Here is a 23,950-nt window from a genome sequence, read left to right as displayed (position 1 = left end):
CGGCCCTCGCCCGTGTCGAACCTTCTTCAGGTGGCCAGGAAGTCCTTGGGCGGCATGGTGGCGGCCACCTGTGCCGCCACCGCCTCCGTCACCCCGACACCGTTCTCGGCGAGGGCGTCCAGCAGCGCCCCCGCCACCGGCGGCACCACCGCACGATGCGGCACCGCGCCCGGCACGTGATCCGGCAGCTCCTGAACCAGGGCCGCCGCCACAGGCGAGTCATCCGCCATCAGAACCGATCCGGACAGCACCACGCTTACGGGCGCGTTGGCCGTGGCAAGACCGGTTCGGCGCGCGGCCACGCCCGCGTACGTGGCCAGATGACGCCCCTGGGTGCGAACGATCTGCATGGCAGCCGGGTCACCGGCTTGCGCTGCCGCGGTGACCACCCGTGCGCTGCCGTTGCGGTCCCGGCGTGTGGCACCGCCCTCGCGGCGGGTCAGCCAGTGGTTGAGCGTCGCAACAGAAGGCTTGTCAAAGTGGGCCAGCAGCGCTTCCGTCAGCGCCGTAGGCTCCGCCAGGCCGAGCTCTGCCAGGAACACGGCCCTCAGCGCCTCGTCGGCCAGGCCGATGGCGCCCAGTGCGTGCTGGCCCCACCAGCCCATGTCCCACAGCTCACCCTGGGGGCCCCGGGCGGCGATGGCCCCGGCCGTCCCGGCCGCGACGGCAATACCGACGCCCGAGGGTTCGCCACAGCGAATGGCCGCGTAGCCGTCGTTGAGAACGCTGCGCCGCACCGTGGCAGGCAACCGCCGCTCCAGCGCCCCTTCCCAATACGCAGCGTCCTCGGGCCAGTCGACACCCGCCAGCCGGAAGGCCCCACCGGCCAGCGCGGACAGGTCGGCGCCCGCCTGTGCCAGAGCCGCGCCGACCGCGGCCATCACCTCGTCGACGGCGGCCTGCGGGGAGGGCGCTCCGTAAATGTCGCCGCATTCGGAGCGCCCGGCGCCCACCACCTCACCGGAGGCGGTGGACACCAGGGCGGCGGTCTTGCTGTTGCCCGCGTCCACGCCGAGGTAGAGCGTGGCTGTGGGGGCCGGCTGCGTCACGGGAGCAGCCGCTTCGGCAGCCACGCGGACTGGGCCGCGGCCAGCTCGGCGTACATCGCCTCGGCGACGGTCAGCGACGGCACCAGGGGGTTGGCCATCAGCGCGCGGACGGCATCTGCGGCAGTGCCTTCCCAGGCGGCCTTCGCCGTGAGGATCTGGTACTCCGCCAGTTGCTGGGTGATGCCCACGACCGAGTGCGGCAGCGGCTTTTGCCGCTCGGGGTGGAAGCCCTTGCCGTCCACCGTGCCCCACAGCTCGACCACGGTCGAGTCGGCGAAGCCGGGCAGCCAGCCGCCGCTGTTGGTGATGTTGAACGGCAGGCGGATCGCGGCGTCGTTGTAGTACGCGCTGATGGCGTCGATGGCGAGCTCCAGCTCGTGGATGCCGCCGCGGGAGCGGTCCTGCGCCAGTTCCGGCGCGTCGGAGGCCGCCTGCTCACGGTAGTGCTCCCAGTAGTCCGGCAGGGCATCCATGATGACCTCGGAGCGGGTCTTGGCCGCAAGCTGCCTCTCCCGCAGGATCTCGTCGCGGAAGTAGTAGTAGTTGAAGTAGTCGGAGGGAATGGACTCCATCGCGACGGCCAAGTGCAGCGCCCGCATGCCGTTGACGTCGTCCGTGGGCTTGTCCTTGAGCGCCTCGTAGCGCTCGCGAAGAATCGGGAAGGCGTCCTGCCCGTCGTAAGTGGCCTCGTTCGACCAGCAGTTGTGATTGACGCCGACCAGGTTGGCCTTGAGCTTGTCCGGGTCCAGGCCGGCTGCCTTGGCGACGACCGGCGGGAAGACGATCGGGCCCTCGCAGAAGGACACGATGGGGATGTCGGTGTAGTCGGACACCGCCTGGGAGACGATGTTGACCGGGTTGGTGTAGTTGAAGATCCGGGCGCGGGGCGCGACGTCGGCGAGGTTGGCGCACAGTTCCTTGATCACCTGCACGGAGCGCAGCGCCATCATCATGCCACCGGGGCCCTGCGTCTCCTGGCCGATGACGCCGTACTTCAGCGGGATGCGCTCATCGATCGCCCGGGCGGGGAACCCGCCGGGTCGGAAGCTGGACAGCACCGCGTCGACGTCGCGCAGTCCCTCGCGCTGGTCGGTCGTGGTGGTGACGGTGATGTCCAACCCGGCGTTGCGGGCCATCTTCTGCGTGATCGTCTTGACGACCTCGAGGTGGTCGGGGTCGAGGTCGATCAGCACGAACTCGGAGCCGTCGAACTCCTCGCCGTGATGCATGAAAGAGGCCATCGTTCCGGGGGCACGTGAGGAGCCGCCACCGAGATAAGCGATCTTGACGCGGGCCATCGATCCTCCAGGATCTGGTACGGGTCCGGACACCTGGTCCGGACCGGCGGGTATGCGTGTGTCAGGCGGTCGTGTTCAGCGCTGCTGCGGCCTTCACGACGGCCTCGTCGAGGTACAGACGAGGCCGGGCGCAGTCGGTGAAGACGGTGGCCGGCCAGTCGGGCTCGTAGTGCTCGGCGGCGAGAAGCCGGCGGGCCGTCTCGGCCTTGTCCACCCCGTGCACCACCATCACCACCCGCTTGGAGTGCTCCCGGATGGTGCCGATGCCCACGGTCACCCCGTAGTGGGGGACCTCGTCCAAGCCGCTAAAGCTCGGGAAGGTCGCCAGGTTGTCCAGGCGGGTCTGCTCGGCCAGAGCGACCACACGCGTCCTCGCGTCGTGGTCAGTGCCCGCAGGGTTGAACGCGATGTGCCCGTCGCCGGCGCCCGAGGCGAGCAGGAACAAGTCGATGCCACCGAGAGCGGCGATCCGCTCGTCGTACCCGGCGGGGTCCGCCGGGTCAGGCACCAGGAAGCGCTCGGCGGTGATGCCGCGCCCGGGGCCGGCCGCGGCATTGAGAGGCTCCACGATCTCGCGCCGCCCGAACCGCGCACAGCTGTGCAGGAGTTCGGCGTCGATCCGACGGTGGGCACCGCTGCGCGGGTCGCGCTCGACGTACTCGTCCATCATGACGATCACGACGTGGCCGAGATCCAGGCCGCGCGCGACGACCTCGTCTGCCAGCGCGCGATAAGCACTGTGCGCACTGCGCCCTCCGGGACAGCCCAGCACGTACGGCCGCTCGTCGCGCGCTGCGCTGTCGATTTCGTCCGCGATCTCCTCGGCGAGGGCACGCCCGAGGGCCTCGGGGTCAGGGAAGACGGTCGGCGCTACACGCACAGGGTCAGCTCCTTCTTGGACCAGGTACGCCACAGATCATATATTGGTCTGACTGGTCTAAGCAATGACTCGTCCCCCTGGGCGGTGGCACTCCGTGACGTGGTGTCAAGCCCCGGGTTTCGTGGAGACTGAGTTAGCGACCGCGCGGATAGGCGTAGGGTCATGGTCGGCGGTTCGGGCGTTCGTCCCAGCGGTGAGTCGTCCATGCCCGCCGAATGAGGCTACGCACGGTGATGATCGTCGCCAGCACGGACTGGGGCGGTCTGATGGCCGCCACCACCCTCATCACGGTTCCCGTCGTGTTCGCGGCACTCCTTGGCCAGAAGTATCTGGTGGCCGGACTGACCTCCGGGGCCTCCAAAGGCTGAGCCCACGAGCCAACCGCCGCCCCGACACCTCGACCTCCCATCACACGGAGCTGGCTCGCCGGCTCCGGAAAGGGACCACGTATGAAAATCGTCGACGCGAAGGTCGTCGTCACCCGCCCGGGCCGCAACTTCGTGACCCTCAAGCTGACGACCGATGACGGACTGACGGGTCTCGGCGATGCCACCCTCAACGGCCGTGAACTCGCGGTCGTCAGCTACCTCCAAGACCACGTTGCCCCGCTCGTGATCGGAGCCGACCCGCACCGCATCGAGGACACCTGGCAGTCCCTCTACCGCGGCGCCTACTGGCGCAGGGGGCCGGTGACCATGGCGGCCATCGCCGCCGTGGACGTCGCCCTGTGGGACATCAAGGCCAAAGTGGCGGGCCTGCCGCTGTACCAGCTCCTCGGCGGAGCGAGCCGTGAACGGCTGCTGGCCTACGGACACGCCAGCGGCCAGGACATCCCGGAACTGCTCGACTCCGTCCGAGCCCGGCTGGACGAAGGCTACCGCGCCGTGCGCATTCAGACTGGCATTCCCGGCCTCAAAGCCGTCTACGGGGTCCACACCACGGACGCCGACTCGGCACCCGTCCTCCACCAACAGGCCCGCCCGCTGGTGGAGGACTGGGACACTCCTTCCTATCTGAGTCACATGCCCACGGTCTTCGAGGCCGTGCGCCACGAGTTCGGCCCGGAACTCCCGCTCCTGCACGACGCCCACCATAGGCTGACACCACTGCAAGCCGCCCAGCTGGGCAAGGATCTCGAGCCCTATCGCCTCTTCTGGCTGGAGGACTGCACTCCTGCGGAGAACCAGGAGGCCCTGCGCCTAGTCCGGCACCACACCACAACCCCGCTCGCCATCGGCGAGGTCTTCAACACCGTCCACGACTACCGGACACTGATTACCGAGCAATTGATCGACTACGTACGCTCGGCTGTCACCCACTTCGGCGGAGTCACCCCGCTGCGCAAACTCTTCGACCTGGCCGCTGTCTACCAGATCAAGAGCGCCGTGCACGGACCGGAGGACATCTCACCGGTGGGCATGGCCGCTGCACTCCACCTCGACCTGGCGATCCACAACTTCGGCATCCAGGAGTTCTCTGGACACAGCCCGCTGACGGCCGAGGTGTTTCAGCATGACTACACGTTCGCCGACGGTTACCTGCACCCCGGCGAAGCGCCGGGCATCGGCGTGGACATGGACGAGAGCCTGGCGGCGGCACACCCCTACGAGAGGGCCTACCTGCCCGTCAACCGACTCCAGGACGGCACCGTTCACGACTGGTGACGTCCGGACGGTGTTGCGCGACGTTGGATTTGGCGATGACGGCGACGCTCGCGGTGACGATGCAGAGTCCGGCAATTCGGGCAGTCATCGGAGGGGTTCGGGGGCGGGCATGTGCACGCTGTCGTCGTGATGTGCAGCGTCTCTGGTTGGCTTAGCGAGTCTGAGCGTTGCTCAGCCTTGGGAGCCAATCGCCTTCGCGCCCTGGTACTGAACGACAGGAGCCGCCGACCCGCGTGGCACGTCCCTGCGGACGCTGGTCGACCGGGCCGCAAGACCCGACCGAGGAGGGTGCCCGACGTCGCCTGGGCGCCGGGCGTGCGCGTAGCACTCCGCCATAGGTTCACTACGGTTCGCTAATCCAACTGGTGAGCCTGTCGCGTGCGGCGACAGGCGCATGGGCTGGAGCGCCAACGCAAGCGTCGCGAGCCTGGATTCGGGCAGGGCGAGGCCCGGTAGGGGCGTGGTGATCAGCTTCCGGTGTCGGGAAGCAGGCGGCCGCCGCAGATCATCGCGGCCACCGGCCACAGGCTGGGGGCGTTGAGGTGCAGGCGGCGGACGGTGGCGTCGGCCGCCGCGAGCAGGGTGTTGAGGTACTCGGCCAGGAGCATGGGCTGGGGTGCGAGCCGGGCGAACATGTCGGGGTCGGTCCAGGCGAGTTGGTGGGCGGCCTGGCGGCGGATGGTCTCCAGACCACGGCGGGCGTGGCGCAGCAAGCCGCGCACCGTATCGGCGGGCACTCGCAGGGTGGCGGCGATGGGGCGGTGGCCGCTGCCGCGAGCGTGTGCGACGAGGGCGGCGGCCACCACGTCCAGGGAGTAGCCGCTGCGTGGCGGGCTGGTGACGGGTAGCAGGACGTGGGTGTGCCGGCATCCGGGGCAGCGGGCTCGATCCGGTCGCAGGTGCCGCAGCGTGCCGTCGGCCTGGCGAACGGCACGAGCCCGTGCGGTGCCCCTCGGCAAAGCCCTGCGAGACGGGCTGCCATACGCCGTGGTCCTCACGCACGCTCAGTCGATCCGCTTCCTCCGCAGTCTCGATCAGCTGAGCGGTGGTCAAGGGGACGGCCGCCGCGAAGACCCGCCCGAGGTGGTGGCAGTGCAGCATCAGGCGGAGCTCCTCCGAATACGGCTCATCGGCCACCACGAAGAGATCGGGCAGGGTCCAGCCCAGCGGACCTGCTACGGCAGATAGCTGCTGCCGGCGATGCGGACTCGGGTCCCAGCGCCACACCATCCCGTGCAGCGTGCTGAGGGACAGTCCCATGAACGGCAGTTCGCGGATGCCGAAGCCGCGATTGCGGATCAGCGCGCCGAGCACGGCGGCAAATCTGGTCTCGGCGGGACGGCGGCCCGACCAGGCTGGCTGCACGAAGCGTTCTGGAACGGCGACGCGGGGCAGCGAGCGGACGAAAGCCTCCAGCGCGGCGAGCTGCGAGTGATCGCAGTAACTGACGCGGTATGCGAAGGGCGAGGCGGGGCTGTTCCGCCAGGTAGGCGCGTACGAGATCGGCGACGGGTGCAGGCAGCGGCGACGGAGGGTCTCCGAGCCGGACTGTGAGGGCATCACCATCATCGATCACGTCCTCGATGGTCAACCGGACGATGCGGCTGACGGGTTGCGCGTAGAGCAGGACGAGCGAGGCCGCAGTTCGGGTTCTCAGCGGCAGGCACTGGTCGTGCAGGACCCGGCGGAGGATGGCGAGGCAGCGGCGCTGGTGCATCGGGGCCTGGTCCTGCTTGATCACATGGGGTGGCAGGGCGAGTCGGGGCATGGCGCCGTTGTCCATGCACCAGCGCAGGAACGGCTGGGCGGGACGGCGGGTGGCGTAGTTGTCCGCGTGCCAGGCGTCGAGGTCGGCCTGCCGACACTGGTCGAGGGTCCGATTGCGGGCTGCGAGCCGCCGCAGCGAGGCAAGATGCGTCGGCGCCTTTTCCTTCCCCAGGACCTTTGTAACTCTTGTGACGGCGTCCGCACCGCCGATGGTCCTGAGACCGGCACGTCCCTTGTCCACTTTGTCTTCCTGACCGCCCAATCCCAGCAAGTCGTGCACAGAAAGGCCGCCCCTATCAGCATGTCGGTGCGGGTCGTTAGCCTGTCGGTATGCCTGAGCGTGTCATCCCGGGTCGCGCGGGCGGCCTGATCCCTTTGGGCGCTGCGGACGCTTTGTGGGCCGGCTTGACGACCGACAGCGCTGTGCCGACGGCTTCTGCGGCGTTCACCTGCTCTCCTGCCCATGCCCGGGTGGGGTACGTCCTGCTCGGCGGCCGTGTGGTGGCGACGGTGAAGACAAGCGGCGGCCAGTGGAGTGTTCCGGAGATTGAGGTGCGCCGGGCGGCAGCGGAACTGAACGCGGTTGAGATGGACTGCCAGGACCTGGTCCGCATCGGTCCGTTCCATAGCGCGCCGAAGGAGGAGTGCAACGAGGGAACACTGATGCGCTGGCGCCAGCGCATCACCCGGGAACTGCAGGAGCTGGGCGCCCCTGAACGGGCAGCACGACGCGAAGGCGGCCGGCCATCCCATCTGGCGGGGATCGACTGGCGGCAGATACTCGTGGAGCAAACTCGAGACCGGACGGCGCGGACATGGTGGCTACCGCGCGCCGTGGTCAGGCTGCTGGACGCGGCCCAGCACACCGAAACGCAGTGGCTGCAAGCCGCACGGACCTGCCAGGGAAACACGGCCGTCATCGAGCCGCCCAGCCACCACCGGCAGGCCCGAACCGCCGACGGCCAGCAGACGACAGGTCCCGACTGCTCAACGGCCTCGCTGCGCCCGTACAACGGGGAACTGCAAGGCCACCTGTACTCGGCGCTGAACAGGAAACCCGGCACCACCCACAAGGTGGCTGGGTGGACTTGCGCTATCTGCCGCACCGCACCTGCCGCCGTACTCGACCACTGCCACGAACACGGCTACGTCCGCGCCCCCGTCTGCCACTCCTGCAACACACTAGAACGACCCGACCACCTGTACAGCAACGACATCCGCGTGGCCAACCACTACACACGCCTCTTTGACACCCACACCGCCGACTGGCTCCGCCACTGGCACCGCTGCCCGGGCTGCCGCGCCCGCACCACCTTGCCACTGCCTCATCTCGCCGCATGGACCGCCTACGTAGCCTGCCGATCGCTGCGCCCGACCCATCGCGATGCCCGCGGCTCCCGCGCACGCAAACCCTGTGGTGTGCTGCGCGTGTCCTGGACGGGCAGTCACAACGCGCCCCGTTCCTGCTTGCTCACTGTCGCCGTCGACTTCTGCCCTTCCGGCGAGCACCGTGTCCTGACGCAAGTCCCCTACCGTGAAGCCGCCAAGCGGTTTGGCACCTGGCTGGCCGAAACCGCCCCGGCCGTGGCCGCCGCGGCCGGACCCGACCGCCTGGACGACCTCCCCACCCGGTTCCGGCCAGTCATCGCGGACACCAGAGGTGAGGGCCTGGCGCTGTTCTGAATGAACAGCACCAGATCCGAAGACATCTCCGGGACCCGCCGCGCCCAGAGTCTGGGCCCCGGCAGAAGCAACGCCTGCTCCCACTGTTCGCACCGGCGGCCTGACCAGCGGTGGGCTGCCAGCGCGGGCCCGCGCCAGCGGATGTTCCTCAGACCCCGGCGGCGCGTCGGGCAGCTGCAGCGCGGGCGCGGGCGGCGTCGGCGGGGCGGATGCCTTGGCTGACGGGATCGATGCCGATCAGTTCGCGGTGCAGGCGGCGAATCCGCAGTGCCAGATCGAGATGGAGGCGGGGACGTTTCTCGCGGACTTCGGCGACGGTGCGGGCGTTGACACCGAGACGCAGGGCGAGTGCGGCGGCAGGCCATCCGGCACGCGCCAAGTCGGCCAACAGCCGGGACGCTTCAGCGGAGCCGGTCAGGCCCGGGGAGCCGGGTTCGCGACGGGCGGGGACAGGGATACCGAGCACGGCGTCGGCGGAAGTGCGAGCGATGTCCCGCACCACCTGGCCTTGCCCTGGGGTGCGGAAGAGGCGGCGGACCAGGGTCACCGACAGGCCGGCCCTGTCGGCGATGTCCTGCGCGGACATGCCCTGCTCGCGCAGCCGGACAGCCCACCGGGCGGCGGCGTACGGCGGGACGCGGGCGGGGAGACCGCGGAGGCGGTCCTGGTTGCGTTGGCGGCTGGCCCGGCGTGCCGCCTGGCGGCACTCGGTGCGGGTGCAGCCGTAGTCGGCACAAGATGCCTGGCCGTGACGGACGGTTGACCGCTGCGGCCGGCGCTGCACGAGCGGCGCAGCCGGGGCGGCGGAGGTGGACGCGGACTGTTCTGGAGAGGGCGGCACGGTGATTCCTGCTGCGAGTTCGTGGTGCCGGTCCACGGTACGCGCCCACGCGGACAAAGCAGCCCCGCCCCCCGGACTCGGCTCCCTGGCAGGAGCGAGGTGCCAGTCACTGGTCAACTTGACTCGGCTCTGAAGGGCCGGGCTTGGAGGTAGTGCCCAACTGGCTGCTGGGTGGGCTCCTCCGTCCAGACACCCTTACGGGGTGGCAGGGGCGTGTGACTTACACCCCGCAGTCCACGCGTCTTCGCCCCTGCGGGCGAGGACGCGGGAAGCGTTCCGGTCGGCGTGCGCAACGACGCCACACGACCGGCATGCGAACTTGGCTTGCAAGACGCGGTTGAGCCGGTCCACGTGCCCGCACTGCGCGCACTCCTTGGAGGAATAGGCGGGGTCCACGAACACGAGCGGGACTCCGGCCCGTCGCGCCTTGTAGACGATGAAGTCTCCGAGCTGGGCGAAGGCCCAGGAGTGGAGTGCGACCCGTTGGGGCTTGCGGAGCCGTACCCGGGTGCGGATGCCCTTGAGTTCTTCCAGGGACAGGCCGCGTCCGGTGCGTTCAGCCTCGGTCACGATCGTCTTGGCGATGATGTGGTTGGTGTTCTTCACGTGCCGCTGTTCGCGGCGGGAGCGTTCCTTGAGCCGTCGCCTGGCGGACTTGGTGCGCTTCTTTTGGAGTTTGGCCCGCAGGGCACGCTGCTGCTTGCGGTATCGGTTGAGGTGGCGGCCGGCGGCCTGGTAGCCGGTGGACGTGGTGGCGATGTTGACGATGCCCAGGTCCACGCCGGTGAACCCGCCGGGTTCATACGGGGCGGCTTCGGGAACCTCGCAGGTGGCGATCAGATAGAACACGCCGTCGCGTTCGATCAGGTCCGTTTCGCCCTTGCGGTACTGCTGGAGCGTCTTGAGCGCGCCCGCCGAGCAGGCGAACCGCACGCCCTTCAACCGGCCCTGCGTGGTCCAGATGGACACGGTTCGCATGTCGTACTGCCAGCTCAAACAGCGGTCGTCGTAGGGCTGCGCGGCATCAGGGCGGAACGTGATCGGCTTGGACTCGGCCTTGATCCGGCGCTTGGAGCCCTATTGGCCGAGGTTCCCGGCACGCAGGTTGGCGTGCAGCGTGGTGTACGCGTCACGCACTTTCTTGATCACATGCTGCGCCGCCTGCGCCCCCAGGCCACGGGTCTTTAGTTCGGCGTAGGTGTGCTTGCGTAACTCGTACTCACGCGGCACGTCGGCCGCGAACGCCACCTCGGAGACCCAGTTGGCCGCTTCGTTGACTGTGCGCAGGGTCGCCGACAGTGCGGATGCCTGCGCGGCGTCCGGTATCAGCTTGACCTGCGTCACGATCTTCACGGGCGTGATCGTATCATTGCTCTCTGTCACCTCGATGGGAGCCAAACTCCGATATCCGCAGAGGCCGTAGCGTCGTCTACACGCTGCATGCGCATGTGGTCTTCACGCCGAAATACCGGCGCGGACCGTTCACCGGCGAGATCCTGACGCGCTGCGAGGAGGTCATGCGTGACGTCTGCACCGACTTCGGTGCACAGCTGCGGGAGTTCAATGGCGAGACCGATCACGTCCACCTGCTCGTCCACTACCCGCCGAAGGTCGCCCTCTCCCGGCTGGTCGGCTCCCTCAAGGGCGTCTCCGCCCGGCGTCTGCGCCAGGAGTTCCCGGGACACATCCGCACGTACCTGTGGGGCGAACACTTCTGGTCCCCCTCGTACTTCGCCGCCTCATGCGGAGGTGCACCGCTCGCCGTGGTGAAGGAGCACATCGAGATCCAGAAACGCCCCGGCTGAGGTCAACAGTGCAGACCCGTGCACCTGCGCGGGTCAAAGCGGCCGAGAGAAGCGATTCCTCCCGGGTCTGAAGACCCGGGGTTCCTCGCTAGATCATGCTGAAGCCAGTGGTCGAGAGCACGGTCATCGTGATGGCGGTGGAGGGCAGGCCACCAGGGGGCAATGGGGCTTCGCCCCTTCGCGCAAGCGCGGACCCCCAGGTGCGGCCTGCCCGCACAACCAGCGAAGCAGATCAGTAAAGGCCCGAGCCCACGATGTCAGAGCCGCGCGCCCTTGGGGCCGTCGCCGTCACAGGTCACAGCGCTCTCGGGAATTTGTTCGGCTCCGCAGTCGCAGAACCACCGTTCGGTGTCGGCGGTGTTCACCGGCTTTCTCCGAGGATGCCCCGGCCTTCAGGCCGGGGAGGAATCGGACTCCTGCGGAGCAGGGCAGGGACAGCCGGATCGCCGTCAGGGCGATCCGGCGTCCACCCCGCACGGCCGTGATGCCGCCCACAACGGTCATGAACTCTCAACTGTCAGTCCTCCCGGGTAGGTTCGGATGCATGACGACAGAAGCGACCACGAAGGACACCGGGCATGCCCGGTACACCTTCCGTGTACGCCTGTCGAAGACAGCCCGGCGCGCACTCGAAGCCGAGTGGGATCGCTGCCACTGGATCTGGAACGAATGCGTGGCCAAGTCCCGGCAGGCCCACGCGCAGAGCAGAGCGGGCGGCGAGAAGTTGACGTGTGGTCCGGCGCAGCTGGACAGGATGCTGACCGACGCCCGCGGGGTGACAGCGTGGCTGGCCGAGGGCGCGAGCGTGCCGCAGCAGCAGGTGATCCGGGACTTCGCCAAGTCGAGGGCGAAGGCGCTGAAGGACATCAAGGACGGGCTTGCGCAGCACCGCCGGGCGGGGATGCCCCGCTTCAAGCGCAAGCGGGACAGCCGACCGTCGCTGAACTACACCCGGCGCGGTTTCCGCCTCAAGGAGGGCCGCCTGCACCTTGCGGGCCAGATCGTGCTGAGCGTGGTGTGGTCGCGGGCTCTTCCGGCCGACCCGTCGAGCGTGCGCGTGTACCAGGACACGCTCGGACATTGGTACGCCTCCTTCGTCGCCCCGGCCCAGGTCGAGCCGCTTGTGGAGACCGGCCACGTCCTGGGCGTGGACTGGGGTGTGAAGGAGACCGCGACCACCACGGATGACGCCTACGACCTTCCGCATGCCGAACACGGCAAGCGGTCCGCTCAGCGGCTCGCGAAGTACCAGCGGATGATGGCCCGGCGCCGGCGACCGAAAGGACAGCGTGCATCCACCGGCTACCGGAAGGCGCAGGCACAGGCAGCGAAGCTGCACAAGAAGATCGCGCGGCAGCGAGAGGACACCGGCCGCAAGTGGGCCAAGGCCGTCATGCGCGATCATGACGGAGTGGCGGTGGAGGACTTCCGCCCGAAGTTCCTCGCGAAGACCACCATGGCCCGCAAGGCGGCCGACGCGGCCATCGCGGCGACGAAGCGTGCCCTGATCGAGATGGGCCGCAAGCACGCACGGGACGTCCGTCTGGTGCACCCGGCGCACACCACGATGGACTGCGCAACGTGCGGGGCGAGAACCAAGCACGCACTCCCTCTCTCGATGAGAACGTATGCCTGCACCGTGTGCGCAGCCGTGTCCCCCAGGGACAAGAACTCCGCCCGCGTGATGCTGGTCCGGGCAGGTTGGAACCCGGACGGTGCCGAGGGCGTAAGACCACCTGAGCCGCTGGCTCCGGTGGCAGCCTGAGCCGTACATCCCCGCTCAACCCTGGAGGGTGGAGAATCCCCTCCCTTCAGGGAGGGGAGCCTTCAACCAGGTTTCCTCGCCGCAGGCAGAGCAGCTGCTTATCGTCATCGGCACGGCTCCACGGTAGTGCGCACAGGCCGACTGCATCTCCGGGCTGGTTCACGGGCGATCGGCCGGTGTGCTCACAGGCCGAAGAGTAGGTCCTGAGCAGCATCCTGGGTGCGGAAGAGGCGCTCTTGACGTACGGGGGGTCGCCGAGGGCGACAACCTCCTCTGTTCTCTGTTCTCTGTTCCTTGTTGCGCCGGTCTTTCGGGCTGGCCGGTTATGGGGGCGTTTTGTTGGGGTTCGTGTCCTGCAGAGATTCGTCGTCGTGCTGTTGTTCGGTCTGGTGGTTCTGGTCGGTCTGATGCTGTTCCGGGGTGAGGGATCGGGCCGCGTCGCACTCAATGCAGGCTGCTGAGCGGGGTTGACGGAGCGCGGCAAGGGCCTCTTTTCGGGTGAGTGTCCGGTCGCTGGGAGTGCAGCCGACGACGTGGAGGAGTGTGGCGCCCGGGTGTCCGAGGCGGTGGGGCAGGTACTGGAGTGTCCATGCGGGCGGGCGTTTCTGGGACGGGGTGTCTGTTCCGGACAGACGGTGGGTCGGGACGTGCTCGTAGGAGACACCGGGTACCGGGCGTGCGTGTGCGGGACTCACCCAGACTCGCTGCTCGGCAGGTTCGGCGGAGCCGTTTGTGCCGTCCTGCCACACCAGGATTCCTACTTGGTAGAGCCAGCCGTCCTTCACCTGTCGGCGGGCGTGCAGCCGTCCGCGGACTTCCTGGGCGTCGGGGAGTATGACGAAGATCGGTGGCACGCGGTGGGCGTCCTTTCCCTGGTCCACGATGACTGCTCTTGTCCTTTTCGCTCGGATGACGGGCCCAGGCCTTTGGGCCGTCCATGGCTGTCTCTCCCTCCTCTTGCTTGGTTTAGTGGGCAGGACGACGTCTCGATAAAAGATAGGTGGGGTTTTCGGCAGCCCATGCCGGTATGGAGTGTGCGGGACAGGCCCCGGTCCCCGTGGCGGGATGTAGTACGGCCGGGGCCGCCCCCGCGCAGCAACGTTCCCATGCCGGCGCGGCGAGGTCGTGACGGCTCTTCTTTACCCGAGTGACACCGACGCGCTCCAGGTCGATGCCGTGCGCGGCGGGGTCGGTGAGCATCTTCGCGAGGCAGGCGGTTGAGTCTGCTCGCAGTCCCCAGTTGATGACGGTGTCCAGGTCGTCGGTGGTGCTCAGGCAGGGCAGGGACAGGGTGTACGCGGTACGGGACATGGTTTCGTCACTGCTTCCGGGCCCCGCGCCCCGGCCGATGGGCCGGGCAGGGACGGGCGGTGGGGCTGGTCAGCGCAGGGCGGCGAGCGCGTGCGCGGGGTCGGGGACCAGGACGGCGCGCTGCTCGGCGAGCAGACGGACGTTGCCGTCGGCGCGCACGTTGTCGGTGGGGGGCGGTACGAGCACGGGCCGGTGGAGGTCGGCGGCGACCTCGGCGGTGTGCATCGCGGCCTGGGCGTAGTCCAGGGCCTCGATGAGCACCACCGCGCGCACGAGGGCGGCGAGCAGGGCGGCGCTGGCCTGGAGCGTTGCTCCGCTGGCCGGGGTGCTGGGCCTGAACAGGCTGACCACTGCGCTGCCACCCGCGGGGATGGAGCTCAGCAGCTGGGCGTGGTCGTGCGGATGGGCGCGGTCCAGGCCGCGCGGCAGGACGGCGAGCGTCGCCCGCCCGGCCTGGGTGGCGGCCCGGTGGGCGGCGGCGTCGACGCCGTGGGCGAGTGTGGCGGTGACTGTGTGCCCGGTCGCAGCGAGGGCGGTGGCGAAAGCCCGGGTACGGGCGAGGGCCTGCGCAGTGGCGGCTCGGTTGCCGGTCACGGCCACGGCGCGGGCGGTCAGCTGGGGCAGCTGCTCGTGTCCGCGTACCCACAGCCCCAGCGGGCAGTTGGTACCGAGGTCGGCCAGGGCGGCGGGCCACGGACTACGGCGTCAACCTTCGAGCGCAGCAGAACGTCAGCTTCTTCCAGGGCTGGGACGTACACCGTCTCGCCTTGACCTTCGAGGTGACCGCCCACGGCGGCTACACCGAGGACGCTCCGTTCCTCGTCTCCGGTCGCCTCTGGACACACGAGATGCCCAGCCCCGCGAGCTGGATCGGCGTCCTGCACTCCACGTCGGGGCCGATCGGGCTGAAGTCGTTCGGGACGATGTTCATGCTGGAGACGACCGTGACGGACCAGCAACTGCGCGGCCTGGAGAAGATGCGGGCGGGCGCAGACCTGTCCCTGCGCGCCGAACTCACCCTGACCGCGCTGGCCGAAGCGAAGCACTGGCCCGTTGCCTGCGACCAGGAGAACATCCGCATCCCGCATGCAACGTGGAGCAACGCCCTCGCCCAGCTTGATGCCGGCGCCTTTGTCGACGTCCTCATCCCCATCACCACCGTGGACGCCCGGGCCACCGCCGCACGGCGCATCCGCGAGGCGAAGACCGCAATCCGCGACCAGCGCTACGAGCACGCCGTCACCCTCGCCCGCCAGGCCCTCGATGCCGTACGCGAGGCCTGCAACACCCAGAAGCTCCACGACCAGGCGACGAAGAAGAAGGCCGGGGGGCGGGATCAGGAGGAGCGCTGGGCGGTGCTCACCCAGAGCGCCTACGCCCTCTTCAGCGGCGCTCCGCACGACGACTGGGGCACGACCGAGAACTTCGACTGGACCCGCGCCGACGCTGTCGCGGCTGTCGCCGCCGCCGCGGGCCTGCTCGCCCGGCTGGAAGACCTGCCGTAACAGCACCGAGCCGGACACAGAGACGGGCCGCACGGGGAGATCCCGTGCGGCCCGCTGCTCTGTGCACCTGGGGTCACCGGCGATGGCCGGCGCCCCACGCGAAGGCCAGGTCGTCCAGCAGGAGATCCTCCAGCTCTGCGTCCCACACCCCATCCAGGAGGAGCGGGGCGGTCTCGAACCGCTCGCACAGCACCAGGCTTTCGGGCTGGCCGACCAGGGCGTACCGGCCGTGTTGGGCGGGCGTGCTGCCTGGCCCGTACGCGCGCAGCATCTCCTCCAGGCGCTCGCGGTGCCGGTCGGCGAACGCCGTCAGGCGCTGCACGTAGTCGGCGCGCTCGTCCTCCCGTACGGCGCTGAGGGCGACGGCCAGGATCTCCTGGGAGGTCTCGGGAACGAGGAAGTGGCCCGGGTCTGTCAAGGCCCACGTGAACCGCTGAGTCACCGCCAGGATCTCCTTCACATCGAGCGTCGGGGTCGGCGCCGACACCTCGCTCTGGGGTACGTGGGGGAGCGGCTGTCGGAGATGGGTGAGCAGCTGGGCGTTGGACTCGGCACGCCCGCGCTGGGCGGCGGTGGTGTCGGCGATGCGCAGCAGGTAGCTCGCGACCGCCCGCACGCCCTTGAACCAGCCGTCCTCGAAGGCCTGCTCCGAACCGGCCGGGGGGCTGCTCTCGGACACCCAGGTGTGCGCCCCGGCCACCGCCCCGGCCTCCAGTTGCGAGACGAGCTGGTCCGCCTGCGCTGCGGGGACGCCGGCCTCGGCGAGCGCCTCGAACACCGTGATGCGCGCGGTCACCGCGTCGCTCTGGTGCCAGCTGATGCGGGTCAGCTCGTCCATGTGCGGGTCGTGTTGCTCGGTGCTCATGCTGCTCCTCCCTTGTCCTGTGTGGTTCGGTGGTTGCCCCGGTCCGGGTCGCGTACGGGGGCTGGCGCCCGCGTCTCGGTGGCCGGGGTGCGCAGGATGCGCCAGTTGGTGCGGGGTCTGATGGTCTGCGGGGGAGTGTCAGTTGAACTTCGTCATCGGAGCGTCAGTGGCGCAGGCGCGGCGGCCTGGTCGTTGGCGCTGACGGGTGATGCTCACCTGTTGCTGGCATGAGCGACGAAAGACCATGTCGTTCTCACGCCGACCGCCAGCCTGGCAGCACGGCGGGTGCCGCGTTCGTACAAGGCATCTTGTTTCACTCGTTGGGGGGTCCTGTTGCGGCAGGGGTGCGGTTGGGGCACGCTGCGCGGCAGCCCGGAGTTCGATGTCCACGATGGCGTTCGCGATCCCTTCCTTGCGCCACTTCTCGGGACGTTCGTCGCGCGACTGATGGTCTGCGGGGGAGTGTCAGTTGAACTTCGTCATCTGGGCGTCAGTGGCGCAAGGCGCGGCGACCTGGTCGTTGGCGCTGACGGGGGATGCTCACCCGTTGCTGGCATGAGTGACGAAAGACCATGTCATTCTCACGCCGACCGCCACTCTCGACATGCGAAGAGCGTCGAACTGTGCCACTGCGTCGCGAGTCCCGTCTCGTATGAAGGTCGGCAACCGGACGATCAGGCTTGGTTGCGACGGCTTCACTGTGACACTATATATCTATGGAACTAGATAAGCGGTTGAGCGAGGTGTCGCCGGTGGAGTTCCGTCTCGACCCGGACAGTGGAGTGCCTCCCTACATGCAGCTCGTGCGGCAGGTCGAGGACGCGCTTCGACTGGGATACTTGGTCCGGGGCGACCGCCTGCCGAAGGTCAAGGAGGTGGTGGCAGCCCTGGCCATCAACCCCAACACAGTCCTGAAGGCGTACCGGGAGTTGGAACACAAGGGGCTCGCGGCGGGGCGTCCCGGGCAGGGCACCTTCATCCAGGCGTCGGTCGACGTGGTGCCGTTGCGCGATGTGCACGCGCTGCGTCAGGGGATCACGCGCTGGCTTGAGGAGGCAGCAGCGGCGGGGCTGGACGACGAGGCGATCTCGGCCCTGTTCACCAGTGCCCTGTACGATCTGCGGCGCGGGCGCCACGCAAAGGCGACATCGGCATCGTGAACGCCGTCGAGACACAGCACCTGGGCAAGCGCTACCGCCGCTCGTGGGCGCTGCGCGACTGCACCCTGGCGATCCCGGCCGGGCGGGTCGCGGCACTGGTGGGGCCCAATGGCGCTGGCAAGAGCACGCTGCTGCAACTGGTGGTCGGCCTGACGCGTGCCACCAGCGGGCGCCTGGCGCTGTTCGGCAGCCTGGTGCCCGGTTCGGTCCAGGCGCTGCCCGAGGTCGGATTCGTGGCGCAGGGCGCCTCGTTGTACCCCCACCTCAGCGTCGAGGACACCATGCGGCTGGCGCGCAGCCTGAACGACCGCTGGGACGACGCCTACGCGCGTGCGCGGCTTGCCGCCATCGACATCCCGCCGGGCCGGAAGGTGGGGCACCTGTCCGGCGGCCAGCAATCCCAGGTCGCGCTCACGCTGGCGCTGGCCCGCCGCCCCCGGCTGCTGATCCTTGATGAACCGGTTTCCCAGCTCGACCCCCTCGCCAGACATGAGTTCATGGCGGTCCTGATGTCCGCGGTGGCGGAGGACGGCATCTCGGTGCTGCTCTCCTCACATGCCGTCGCGGAGCTGCAACGGCACTGCGACTACCTGGTGGTCCTCGGCCAGGGAAGGGTCCAGATGGCGGGCGACATCGATCGACTCCTTGCAGGGCACCGGGTCTTCACCGGCCCGGTCGACGAGGCGGACGCCGTGGCCGAGGTGTTCCCCGTGGTGGGTGACCGCAGGGCGGGACGCCAAGCCACCCTCCTCCTGCGGTCCGACGACACCAAAGCGCCGCCGCCCGGCTGGCGGTCGCAGCAGACCAATGTGGAGGAGCTGGTCCTGGCCTATCTGCGCGCACCCGGCGCGAGCGTGCTGCCTGGGCCTGTCCGCCACCAGGACGATGAGCGGAGGACCACGGCATGACCGCGATCACAGCCGTACGAGCAGACCATCTGTCCCGGGCCGGCCGACTGACCTGGGCCACCTGGCGCCAGCATCGAATGGCGCTCGCCGGAGTCGTCACGCTCATGGCAGCCGCCGGCGTCCTCCTACTGGTCAACGGCCTCGCCGCGCGCAGTGACTACAGTCGCCTGGGCCTTGCCAGCTGCGGGATTCTGACCGGACGGGACTGCGGCATCCCCTTGTCCGCTTTCCGGCAGAAATACGGACCGTGGGCCCAGATCGTGCCCGCCTCCCTGATGTTCATCCCCGGGCTCGTCGGCATGTTCGTGGGGGCACCGCTCATCGCCAGAGAACTGGAGTCGGGGACCTTCCGCTTCGCCTGGACGCAGAGCCGCCGCCGGGACCGACTGGTCCTGAACAAGCTCACCTTGCTGGGCGCGGTCCTGACCGCACTCGCGGTCGGATTCTCGGTTCTGTTCAGCTGGTGGTTCCAGCCCTGGCTGCCGCTCATGGGCCGAATGAACCCCGGGGGGGCCTACGAGATGTCGGGCGTGGTGTTCGCCGCCCGCACCCTCTTCGCCCTCCTGCTCGGTGCACTCATCGGCGCTGTCCTGCGGCGCACGGTCATCGCGATGGCCGTCGCAGGGGCAACCTGGCTGGGCGTGGTCTGGTCCTCCGTCATGTACCTGCGCCCGCTGATCATGCATCCCCTGGTGCTGCCCGTCGGCTCTCCCCTCAACAAGGCCGACGGGTGGACCGTGAACTCCTGGGTCCAAGACGCCGCCGGCCACCGCTTCGACGCCAAGAGCAGCCAGTTCGCAGATCTCCTGCGCCGAGCCCAAAGCGACGGTGTGGGCTCGAACACGCCTTGGCGGACCTGGATGGCCAACCATCACTACAGCCAGTGGGACGCCTACCAGCCGGCCAGTCGCTTCTGGCACTTCCAGGCGGTCGAAGCCGGCGCCTACGCGGTCCTGGCACTCCTCCTGGCCGCCGCCACCACGTGGTGGGTCCGCCGTCGAGCCGCGTGAGAAGGTGTTCAACGCCGCAGAGTTATGGCGCAAGTGCCCTGGTCAGGGGGCTTGAACGAGGTTGTCGCTGGCGCCCTTGAAGCGGTCGTCGAGGGCTTTGACCTGCGGAGACCGCAGCTGGACGATGTAGTCGTCCAGCAGGATCCACGCCAGGGGGCGCCTCGAAGATCATGGCTCCTGCTGGAGGAGGCGGTGCGCCAGGGGAGCCCTCGACGGCTCTCGCGGCAACGGCGGCCGGGCCTTGGCACGTCGGGCCGGAACCGTCTTCCGGCGTCCAACAAGGGTGTGCAGCGACTCCGGGTCGTCACCGGATCCGATCGGGGGGATTCCATCCCCTGGACGGCTCGCCCGATTGCGGGCAAGGCGGCGGCACCTTAGCTTCAGCGCGTCGGATTCATTCCGAAAAGCCAACATAATCCCTTATGTCGGCTTCTCTGTGGCGTCGAGTGGAGCATTCATGTCGGTGATGACCGGTACCCCGCCCCTGCAGCAGTTCGGCCAGCAGTTCGGCAGCCAGCAGATGGGTGGCCCGCAGCAGCAGATCGGACAGATCGTCCAGCAGTCCATCCAGCAGGCGTGTCAGCAGGCCAGCCAGCAGGTCGCGCAGCGCATGCAGCAGACCCTGCAGCAGATCCAGCAGGTCCAGCAGCAACTTCAGCAGCAGGGCCTGGCCCACCAGGCCCACCCCTACTTGGCCATGGCGCTGCACCACACGCTGCTTCAGGGCGTGCGCAGTGCTGTGGAGCAGTCCGTGCAGCAGGCGCTGCCGACCGCGATCGTGACTCTGCTCCAGCAGAGCCAGCAGAGCCAGCAGTCGTGGGGCGGCGGGTACGGGCAGCAGTCGTTCGGTCAGCAGTTCCCGCAGTACCAGCAGCCCGGCTTCGGCTTCGGGCAGGTGGGTCAGCCCTTCGGTATCGGCTGACCCCGGGGCGGTGCGCTGTGCGGTGTGCCCCGGGAGCCGTTGTCCGGGCACACCGCATCACCGAGCAAGCGGGACCCGCCCGGTCGCTGGACCAGGAAACACGAGCAGGACGGACAACACAGGCGTGTTGAAGGCTCCCCTCCCTGAAGGGAGGGGATTCTCCACCCTCCAGGGCTGCGTGGGGATTCACGGCTCAGGCCGCCACCTGAGCCGGCGGCTCAGGTGGTCTTACGCCCTCGGCACCGTCCGGGTTCCAACCTGCCCGGACCAGCATCACGCGGGCGGAGTTCTTGTCCCTGGGGGACACGGCTCCGCACACGGTGCAGGCATAGGTTCTCATCGAGAGAGGGAGTGCGTGCTTGGTTCTCGCTCCGCACTGCGCGCAGTCCATCGTGGTGTGCGCCGGGTGCACGAGGCGGACGTCCCGTGCGTGCTTGCGCCCCATCTCGACCAGAGCGCGTTTGGTGGCGGCGATGGCGGCATCGGCCGCCTTGCGGGCCATCGTGGTTTTCGCGAGGAACTTCGGGCGGAAGTCCTCCACCGCCACCCCGTCATGATCACGCATCACGGACTTGGCCCACTTGCGGCCGGTGTCCTCCCGCTGCCGCGCGATCTTCCTGTGCAGCTTCGCGGCCTGCGCCTGCGCCTTCCGGTAGCCCTTGGATGCGGGCTGGCCCTTCGGGCGCCGGCGCCGGGCCATCATCCGCTGGTAGCGGGCGAGCCCCTGCGCGGCCCGCTTGCCGTGCTCGGCATGCGGGAGATCGTAGGCGTCATCCGTGGTGGTGGCCGTCTCCTTCACACCCCAGTCCACCCCGAGCACCCGCCCCGTGAGGGCAAGCGGTTCGCTCTGCGCGGGGGCGACGAAGGACACATACCAGTGCCCGAGCGTGTCCTGGTACACGCGCACACTCGACGGGTCGGCCGGAAGAGCCCGCGACCACACCACGCTCAGCACGATCTGGCCCGCAAGGTGCAGACGACCGTCCTTCAGACGGAAGCCGCGCCGGGTGTAGTTCAGGCTCGGGCGGCTGTCCCGCTTCCGCTTGAAGCGGGGCATCCCGGCCCGGCGGTGCACCGGAAGCCGGTCCTTGAGGTCCTTCAGCGCCTTCGCCCGCGACTTGGCGAAGTCCCGAATCACCTGCTGCTGCGGCACCGAGGCACCCTCGGCCAGCCACGGCATCACCCCGCGGGCCTCGGTCAGCATCCTGTCCAACTGCGCCGGACCACACGTCAGCTTCTCTCCGGACCCCTTGCTCTGCTGGTGGACCTGCTTGGACTTGGCGACGCATTCATTCCAGAGCCACCGGCAGCGGTCCCACTCCGCTTCAAGTGCGCGCCGCGCGGTAGCCGACAGGCGCACACGGAAGGAGTACCGGGCATGCCCGGCCCCCTCCGTGGTCGCGTCTGTCGTCATGCATCCGAACCTATCCGGGGGGACTGACAGTTGAGGCCTCTTGATCGCCACGGGCTCGCTCACCTCGTCGCGGGTGGACGGTCTTTCGCCCTGGAGGCGAAACCCCTATTTCCTGTCCTGCTCCGCAGGAGTCCGATTCCTCCCCGGCCTGAAGGCCGGGGCATCCTCGGAGGAACCCGGTGAAGGCGGACGTGATGGCCAAGGAAAGGCCCGGAAACAACCGCGAGAGCGAGTTGGAGGACGCGGGGACGGGCGGGGCGCGATCCGAGGGGAGGAAAACGGAACCACGCGAGAACAGCGCGACATCACCGGTCACGGTGCAGCCGCGCCGACAGCGGTACATGGTGACACCGCTGCCGCAGCATCTGCTCCCGCCGGGAGTACGCGAACTGAGCATGGACGCGGTGTGCGACCGACTGGAACACATGCCCGAGGTCAGGGTGATCCGCCGACTCCAGCCGTCGCCGAAGCTGCAGTCGGCCGGGGTGCGACCCTCCTGCCCGGAGATCGCGGTCGTCGAGGCGGCCGAGGCCCACCTGCCGGCGATGCGGACACTGCACGTCCACATCGAGCCGGACCTGCCGCTGTCCGCAACCGGACCCGCCGCCACCCCGAGCACGGGCATGCTGCCGCTGCCCGATCCGGGACTGGTCCTGCCGCAGGAACAGCCCACTAAGATCTCGCTGCGCATCTGCGGCCCGGACGGCGAACCACTGGCCGGCGCGGCGGTGTTCCTGATCGGAGCGACCTGGGCCCAGGGCACCACCGCCGCCGACGGGACGGTCACCATCCCGCTGGCGACGGACACCGCGCAGTCCGTCCAGTCCCTGTACGTCCGCCCCAGAGGCGACTACACCGACCGATGGATCCACCGCCCCGAACTCTCAGCGACCCAGCACAACCTCGTCACCCTCACACCGCTGGCCAAGGTGTACCCGGGGCTGGAGGACCGGCAGCACTACGGCTGGGGCCAGCAAGCCATGCGCCTGGACCGGCTGCCCCCCACCTTCCGTGGCTTCGGCATCAAAATCGCGCTCATCGGTACGGGCGTCAGCATCGACCACCCCGACCTGAAACAAGGCGTGCGCTCCGGCATCGACCTCGTCCGCGGCACCACCGAGGGCTGGGCCCACGACCCGCTCGGCAGCGGCACCCACACGGCGGGCATCATCGCCGGCGCGGACACCGGAAAGGGCGTCATCGGCATTGTCGTCGATGCCGAGATCGACGTCTGCCAGGTACTGCCCGACGGGCACTTCAGCGACCTGATCGCCGGCCTGGACCACTGCATCCAGCACGAGGCCGACATCGCCCACATCGCCGTGGCCACCCCCTACCCCTCGGCGCTTGTCTCCCGCAAACTCGTCGACGCGAACGCGGCGGGCATCGCCTGCATCGCCCCCGCGGGCGACACCGGCGGACCCATCTCCTTCCCCGCCTGTCTGCCCACCGTCTTCGCCGTCGGCGCCCTCGGAGCCTTCGGCACCTACCCGCCCGACACCGCCCAAGCCACCCACTACGGCCCGCAACTGACACCCGAAGGACTGTTCGCTGCCCCCTTCAGCTGCTACGCCGGCGTCGACGCCGCCGCCCCCGGCGTCGCGGTCCTCTCGTGCGCGCCGCAGGGCGGCTACACGGCCCTCGACGGCACCACCACGGCCTCGGCCCACATCGCGGGCCTCGCTGCCCTCATCCTCGCCCATCACGAGGACTTCCACGGCCAGCTGCTGCCCCGCGGACCCGGCCGCCTACAGCACCTCTTCGAGATCATCGCCGCCAGCTGCCGCCCGCTTGCCGCCCCCGGCACACTGGACGCCGCCCGCACCGGACGCGGACTGCCCGACGCGCTCATCGCCCTCGGCCTGGCCCCCGGCGTGCAACTCGCACCAGCCCCCTCGTCCTACACGCCGTCGATGGCCGGGTAGATCCCTACGCGCGGCGTCCGCACGCTGTGACACCCGCCGCGAGAAAGGGAAAGTGCGGTGTCGTTCGGCTTGCAGGCCAGCGGAGATGGGATGGGGGAGCTGTTCTGAGCTCGATTGAGCTTTTCGGGTGTCCGGAGGTTCGCGGCTGATGTTCCGTGACCGACCTGGATCGAACGGC

At 69.0% G+C, this 23,950-nt stretch carries 18 protein-coding genes and 3 pseudogenes; 11 read left to right on the top strand and 10 right to left on the bottom strand.

What is annotated here, in order from left to right; all coding sequences use genetic code 11:
- Positions 1-26 precede the first annotated feature (26 nt).
- The 3 genes from ACQEXA_RS59035 to ACQEXA_RS59025 form a co-directional block, all read right to left on the bottom strand.
- Entirely contained in the window at positions 27-1,049 is a 1,023-nt protein-coding gene (locus ACQEXA_RS59035; RefSeq protein ID WP_433134982.1) for a BadF/BadG/BcrA/BcrD ATPase family protein, read from the bottom strand.
- Complete coding sequence (locus tag ACQEXA_RS59030; RefSeq protein WP_432940924.1) at positions 1,046-2,347, bottom strand: hypothetical protein; 1,302 nt, start codon at positions 2,345-2,347, stop codon at positions 1,046-1,048. The genes ACQEXA_RS59035 and ACQEXA_RS59030 overlap by 4 nt, the downstream gene beginning before the upstream one ends.
- 61 nt (positions 2,348-2,408) lie before the next feature.
- Positions 2,409-3,227 (bottom strand): 6-phosphogluconolactonase, encoded by an 819-nt coding sequence (locus ACQEXA_RS59025; protein ID WP_433134980.1) that lies wholly within the window; start codon positions 3,225-3,227, stop codon positions 2,409-2,411.
- A 242-nt stretch (positions 3,228-3,469) separates the two neighbouring features.
- Between ACQEXA_RS59025 and ACQEXA_RS59020 the strand changes: the two are divergent.
- Positions 3,470-3,595, top strand: a pseudogene (locus ACQEXA_RS59020) (carbohydrate ABC transporter permease); the annotation flags it as partial.
- Between the two features lie 81 nt (positions 3,596-3,676).
- Positions 3,677-4,891, top strand: coding sequence for a D-mannonate dehydratase ManD (manD, locus tag ACQEXA_RS59015; RefSeq protein ID WP_432940919.1), 1,215 nt, complete (start codon positions 3,677-3,679; stop codon positions 4,889-4,891).
- A gap of 467 nt (positions 4,892-5,358) precedes the next feature.
- Here the strand turns inward: manD and ACQEXA_RS59010 are convergent, their stop codons facing one another.
- On the bottom strand, positions 5,359-5,889 hold the full coding sequence (locus ACQEXA_RS59010; RefSeq protein WP_432940916.1) for a DUF6431 domain-containing protein: 531 nt from the start codon (positions 5,887-5,889) through the stop codon (positions 5,359-5,361).
- Between the two features lie 1,099 nt (positions 5,890-6,988).
- Between ACQEXA_RS59010 and ACQEXA_RS59005 the strand changes: the two genes are divergently transcribed.
- A complete protein-coding gene (locus tag ACQEXA_RS59005) occupies positions 6,989-8,341 on the top strand; it encodes an endonuclease domain-containing protein (protein ID WP_432940914.1) in 1,353 nt (450 codons plus the stop codon).
- A gap of 148 nt (positions 8,342-8,489) precedes the next feature.
- On the opposite strand, the gene ACQEXA_RS59000 is transcribed toward ACQEXA_RS59005, so the two are convergent.
- Together ACQEXA_RS59000 and ACQEXA_RS58995 are read right to left on the bottom strand one after the other, a co-directional pair.
- Positions 8,490-9,182, bottom strand: coding sequence for a hypothetical protein (locus ACQEXA_RS59000; RefSeq protein ID WP_433134979.1), 693 nt, complete (start codon positions 9,180-9,182; stop codon positions 8,490-8,492).
- A gap of 195 nt (positions 9,183-9,377) precedes the next feature.
- Positions 9,378-10,535, bottom strand: a pseudogene (locus ACQEXA_RS58995) (RNA-guided endonuclease InsQ/TnpB family protein).
- 23 nt (positions 10,536-10,558) lie between these two features.
- On the opposite strand from ACQEXA_RS58995, the gene tnpA reads away from it, so the two are divergent.
- Positions 10,559-10,987, top strand: a complete 429-nt coding sequence (tnpA, locus tag ACQEXA_RS58990; protein WP_433135510.1) for an IS200/IS605 family transposase — start codon at positions 10,559-10,561, stop codon at positions 10,985-10,987.
- 544 nt (positions 10,988-11,531) lie between these two features.
- On the top strand, positions 11,532-12,752 hold the full coding sequence (locus ACQEXA_RS58985) for an RNA-guided endonuclease InsQ/TnpB family protein (protein ID WP_433134978.1): 1,221 nt from the start codon (positions 11,532-11,534) through the stop codon (positions 12,750-12,752).
- A 323-nt stretch (positions 12,753-13,075) separates the two neighbouring features.
- Here the strand turns inward: ACQEXA_RS58985 and ACQEXA_RS58980 are convergent, their stop codons facing one another.
- Positions 13,076-13,633 (bottom strand): DUF6233 domain-containing protein, encoded by a 558-nt coding sequence (locus ACQEXA_RS58980; protein WP_432940904.1) that lies wholly within the window; start codon positions 13,631-13,633, stop codon positions 13,076-13,078.
- Positions 13,634-14,132: 499 nt separating this feature from the next.
- Positions 14,133-14,747, bottom strand: a pseudogene (locus ACQEXA_RS58975) (DNA-processing protein DprA); the annotation flags it as partial.
- 83 nt (positions 14,748-14,830) lie between these two features.
- Between ACQEXA_RS58975 and ACQEXA_RS58970 the strand changes: the two are divergent.
- Positions 14,831-15,568 (top strand): hypothetical protein, encoded by a 738-nt coding sequence (locus ACQEXA_RS58970; protein WP_433134977.1) that lies wholly within the window; start codon positions 14,831-14,833, stop codon positions 15,566-15,568.
- Between the two features lie 73 nt (positions 15,569-15,641).
- Here the strand turns inward: ACQEXA_RS58970 and ACQEXA_RS58965 are convergent, their stop codons facing one another.
- Positions 15,642-16,433, bottom strand: a complete 792-nt coding sequence (locus ACQEXA_RS58965; protein ID WP_433134976.1) for a hypothetical protein — start codon at positions 16,431-16,433, stop codon at positions 15,642-15,644.
- A gap of 716 nt (positions 16,434-17,149) precedes the next feature.
- On the opposite strand from ACQEXA_RS58965, the gene ACQEXA_RS58960 reads away from it, so the two are divergent.
- The 4 genes from ACQEXA_RS58960 (at position 17,150) to ACQEXA_RS58945 (ending at position 20,433) form a co-directional block, all read left to right on the top strand.
- The gene (locus ACQEXA_RS58960; RefSeq protein ID WP_432940896.1) at positions 17,150-17,593 is read left to right on the top strand and encodes a GntR family transcriptional regulator; all 444 of its coding nucleotides are present in this window, start codon (positions 17,150-17,152) and stop codon (positions 17,591-17,593) included.
- On the top strand, positions 17,590-18,501 hold the full coding sequence (locus tag ACQEXA_RS58955; RefSeq protein ID WP_433134975.1) for an ABC transporter ATP-binding protein: 912 nt from the start codon (positions 17,590-17,592) through the stop codon (positions 18,499-18,501). The genes ACQEXA_RS58960 and ACQEXA_RS58955 overlap by 4 nt, the downstream gene beginning before the upstream one ends.
- Positions 18,498-19,511 (top strand): ABC transporter permease subunit, encoded by a 1,014-nt coding sequence (locus ACQEXA_RS58950; RefSeq protein ID WP_432940890.1) that lies wholly within the window; start codon positions 18,498-18,500, stop codon positions 19,509-19,511. The genes ACQEXA_RS58955 and ACQEXA_RS58950 overlap by 4 nt, the downstream gene beginning before the upstream one ends.
- Positions 19,512-19,968: 457 nt before the next feature.
- Positions 19,969-20,433 carry a hypothetical protein gene (locus tag ACQEXA_RS58945; RefSeq protein WP_432940888.1) on the top strand — a complete coding sequence of 155 codons (465 nt, stop codon included), beginning with the start codon at positions 19,969-19,971 and terminating at the stop codon, positions 20,431-20,433.
- Between the two features lie 193 nt (positions 20,434-20,626).
- On the opposite strand, the gene ACQEXA_RS58940 is transcribed toward ACQEXA_RS58945, so the two are convergent.
- On the bottom strand, positions 20,627-21,847 hold the full coding sequence (locus tag ACQEXA_RS58940; RefSeq protein WP_433134974.1) for an RNA-guided endonuclease InsQ/TnpB family protein: 1,221 nt from the start codon (positions 21,845-21,847) through the stop codon (positions 20,627-20,629).
- 194 nt (positions 21,848-22,041) lie between these two features.
- On the opposite strand from ACQEXA_RS58940, the gene ACQEXA_RS58935 reads away from it, so the two are divergent.
- A complete protein-coding gene (locus tag ACQEXA_RS58935; protein ID WP_433134973.1) occupies positions 22,042-23,772 on the top strand; it encodes a S8 family serine peptidase in 1,731 nt (576 codons plus the stop codon).
- The last annotated feature ends 178 nt before the right edge of the window (positions 23,773-23,950 follow it).

The sequence above is a fragment of the Streptomyces sp. CA-106110 genome, from assembly GCF_050936285.1.
In the GTDB taxonomy this organism is placed as follows: domain Bacteria; phylum Actinomycetota; class Actinomycetes; order Streptomycetales; family Streptomycetaceae; genus Streptomyces.
Note: the sequence above shows the minus strand (reverse complement) of the source record. Positions and strands in the feature narration are given on the sequence as shown.

Excerpts from the sequence above, each read along its gene's own strand:
- ACQEXA_RS58960 (WP_432940896.1), top strand. The coding sequence starts at position 17,150 with ATGGAACTAGATAAGCGGTTGAGCGAGGTGTCGCCGGTGGAGTTCCGT.
- ACQEXA_RS58965 (WP_433134976.1), bottom strand. The coding sequence starts at position 16,433 with ATGAGCACCGAGCAACACGACCCGCACATGGACGAGCTGACCCGCATC.
- manD (WP_432940919.1), top strand. The coding sequence starts at position 3,677 with ATGAAAATCGTCGACGCGAAGGTCGTCGTCACCCGCCCGGGCCGCAAC.
- ACQEXA_RS58985 (WP_433134978.1), top strand. The coding sequence starts at position 11,532 with ATGACGACAGAAGCGACCACGAAGGACACCGGGCATGCCCGGTACACC.
- ACQEXA_RS58950 (WP_432940890.1), top strand. The coding sequence starts at position 18,498 with ATGACCGCGATCACAGCCGTACGAGCAGACCATCTGTCCCGGGCCGGC.
- ACQEXA_RS59030 (WP_432940924.1), bottom strand. The coding sequence starts at position 2,347 with ATGGCCCGCGTCAAGATCGCTTATCTCGGTGGCGGCTCCTCACGTGCC.
- ACQEXA_RS58935 (WP_433134973.1), top strand. The coding sequence starts at position 22,042 with ATGGCCAAGGAAAGGCCCGGAAACAACCGCGAGAGCGAGTTGGAGGAC.
- ACQEXA_RS58945 (WP_432940888.1), top strand. The coding sequence starts at position 19,969 with ATGTCGGTGATGACCGGTACCCCGCCCCTGCAGCAGTTCGGCCAGCAG.
- ACQEXA_RS59005 (WP_432940914.1), top strand. The coding sequence starts at position 6,989 with ATGCCTGAGCGTGTCATCCCGGGTCGCGCGGGCGGCCTGATCCCTTTG.
- ACQEXA_RS58940 (WP_433134974.1), bottom strand. The coding sequence starts at position 21,847 with ATGACGACAGACGCGACCACGGAGGGGGCCGGGCATGCCCGGTACTCC.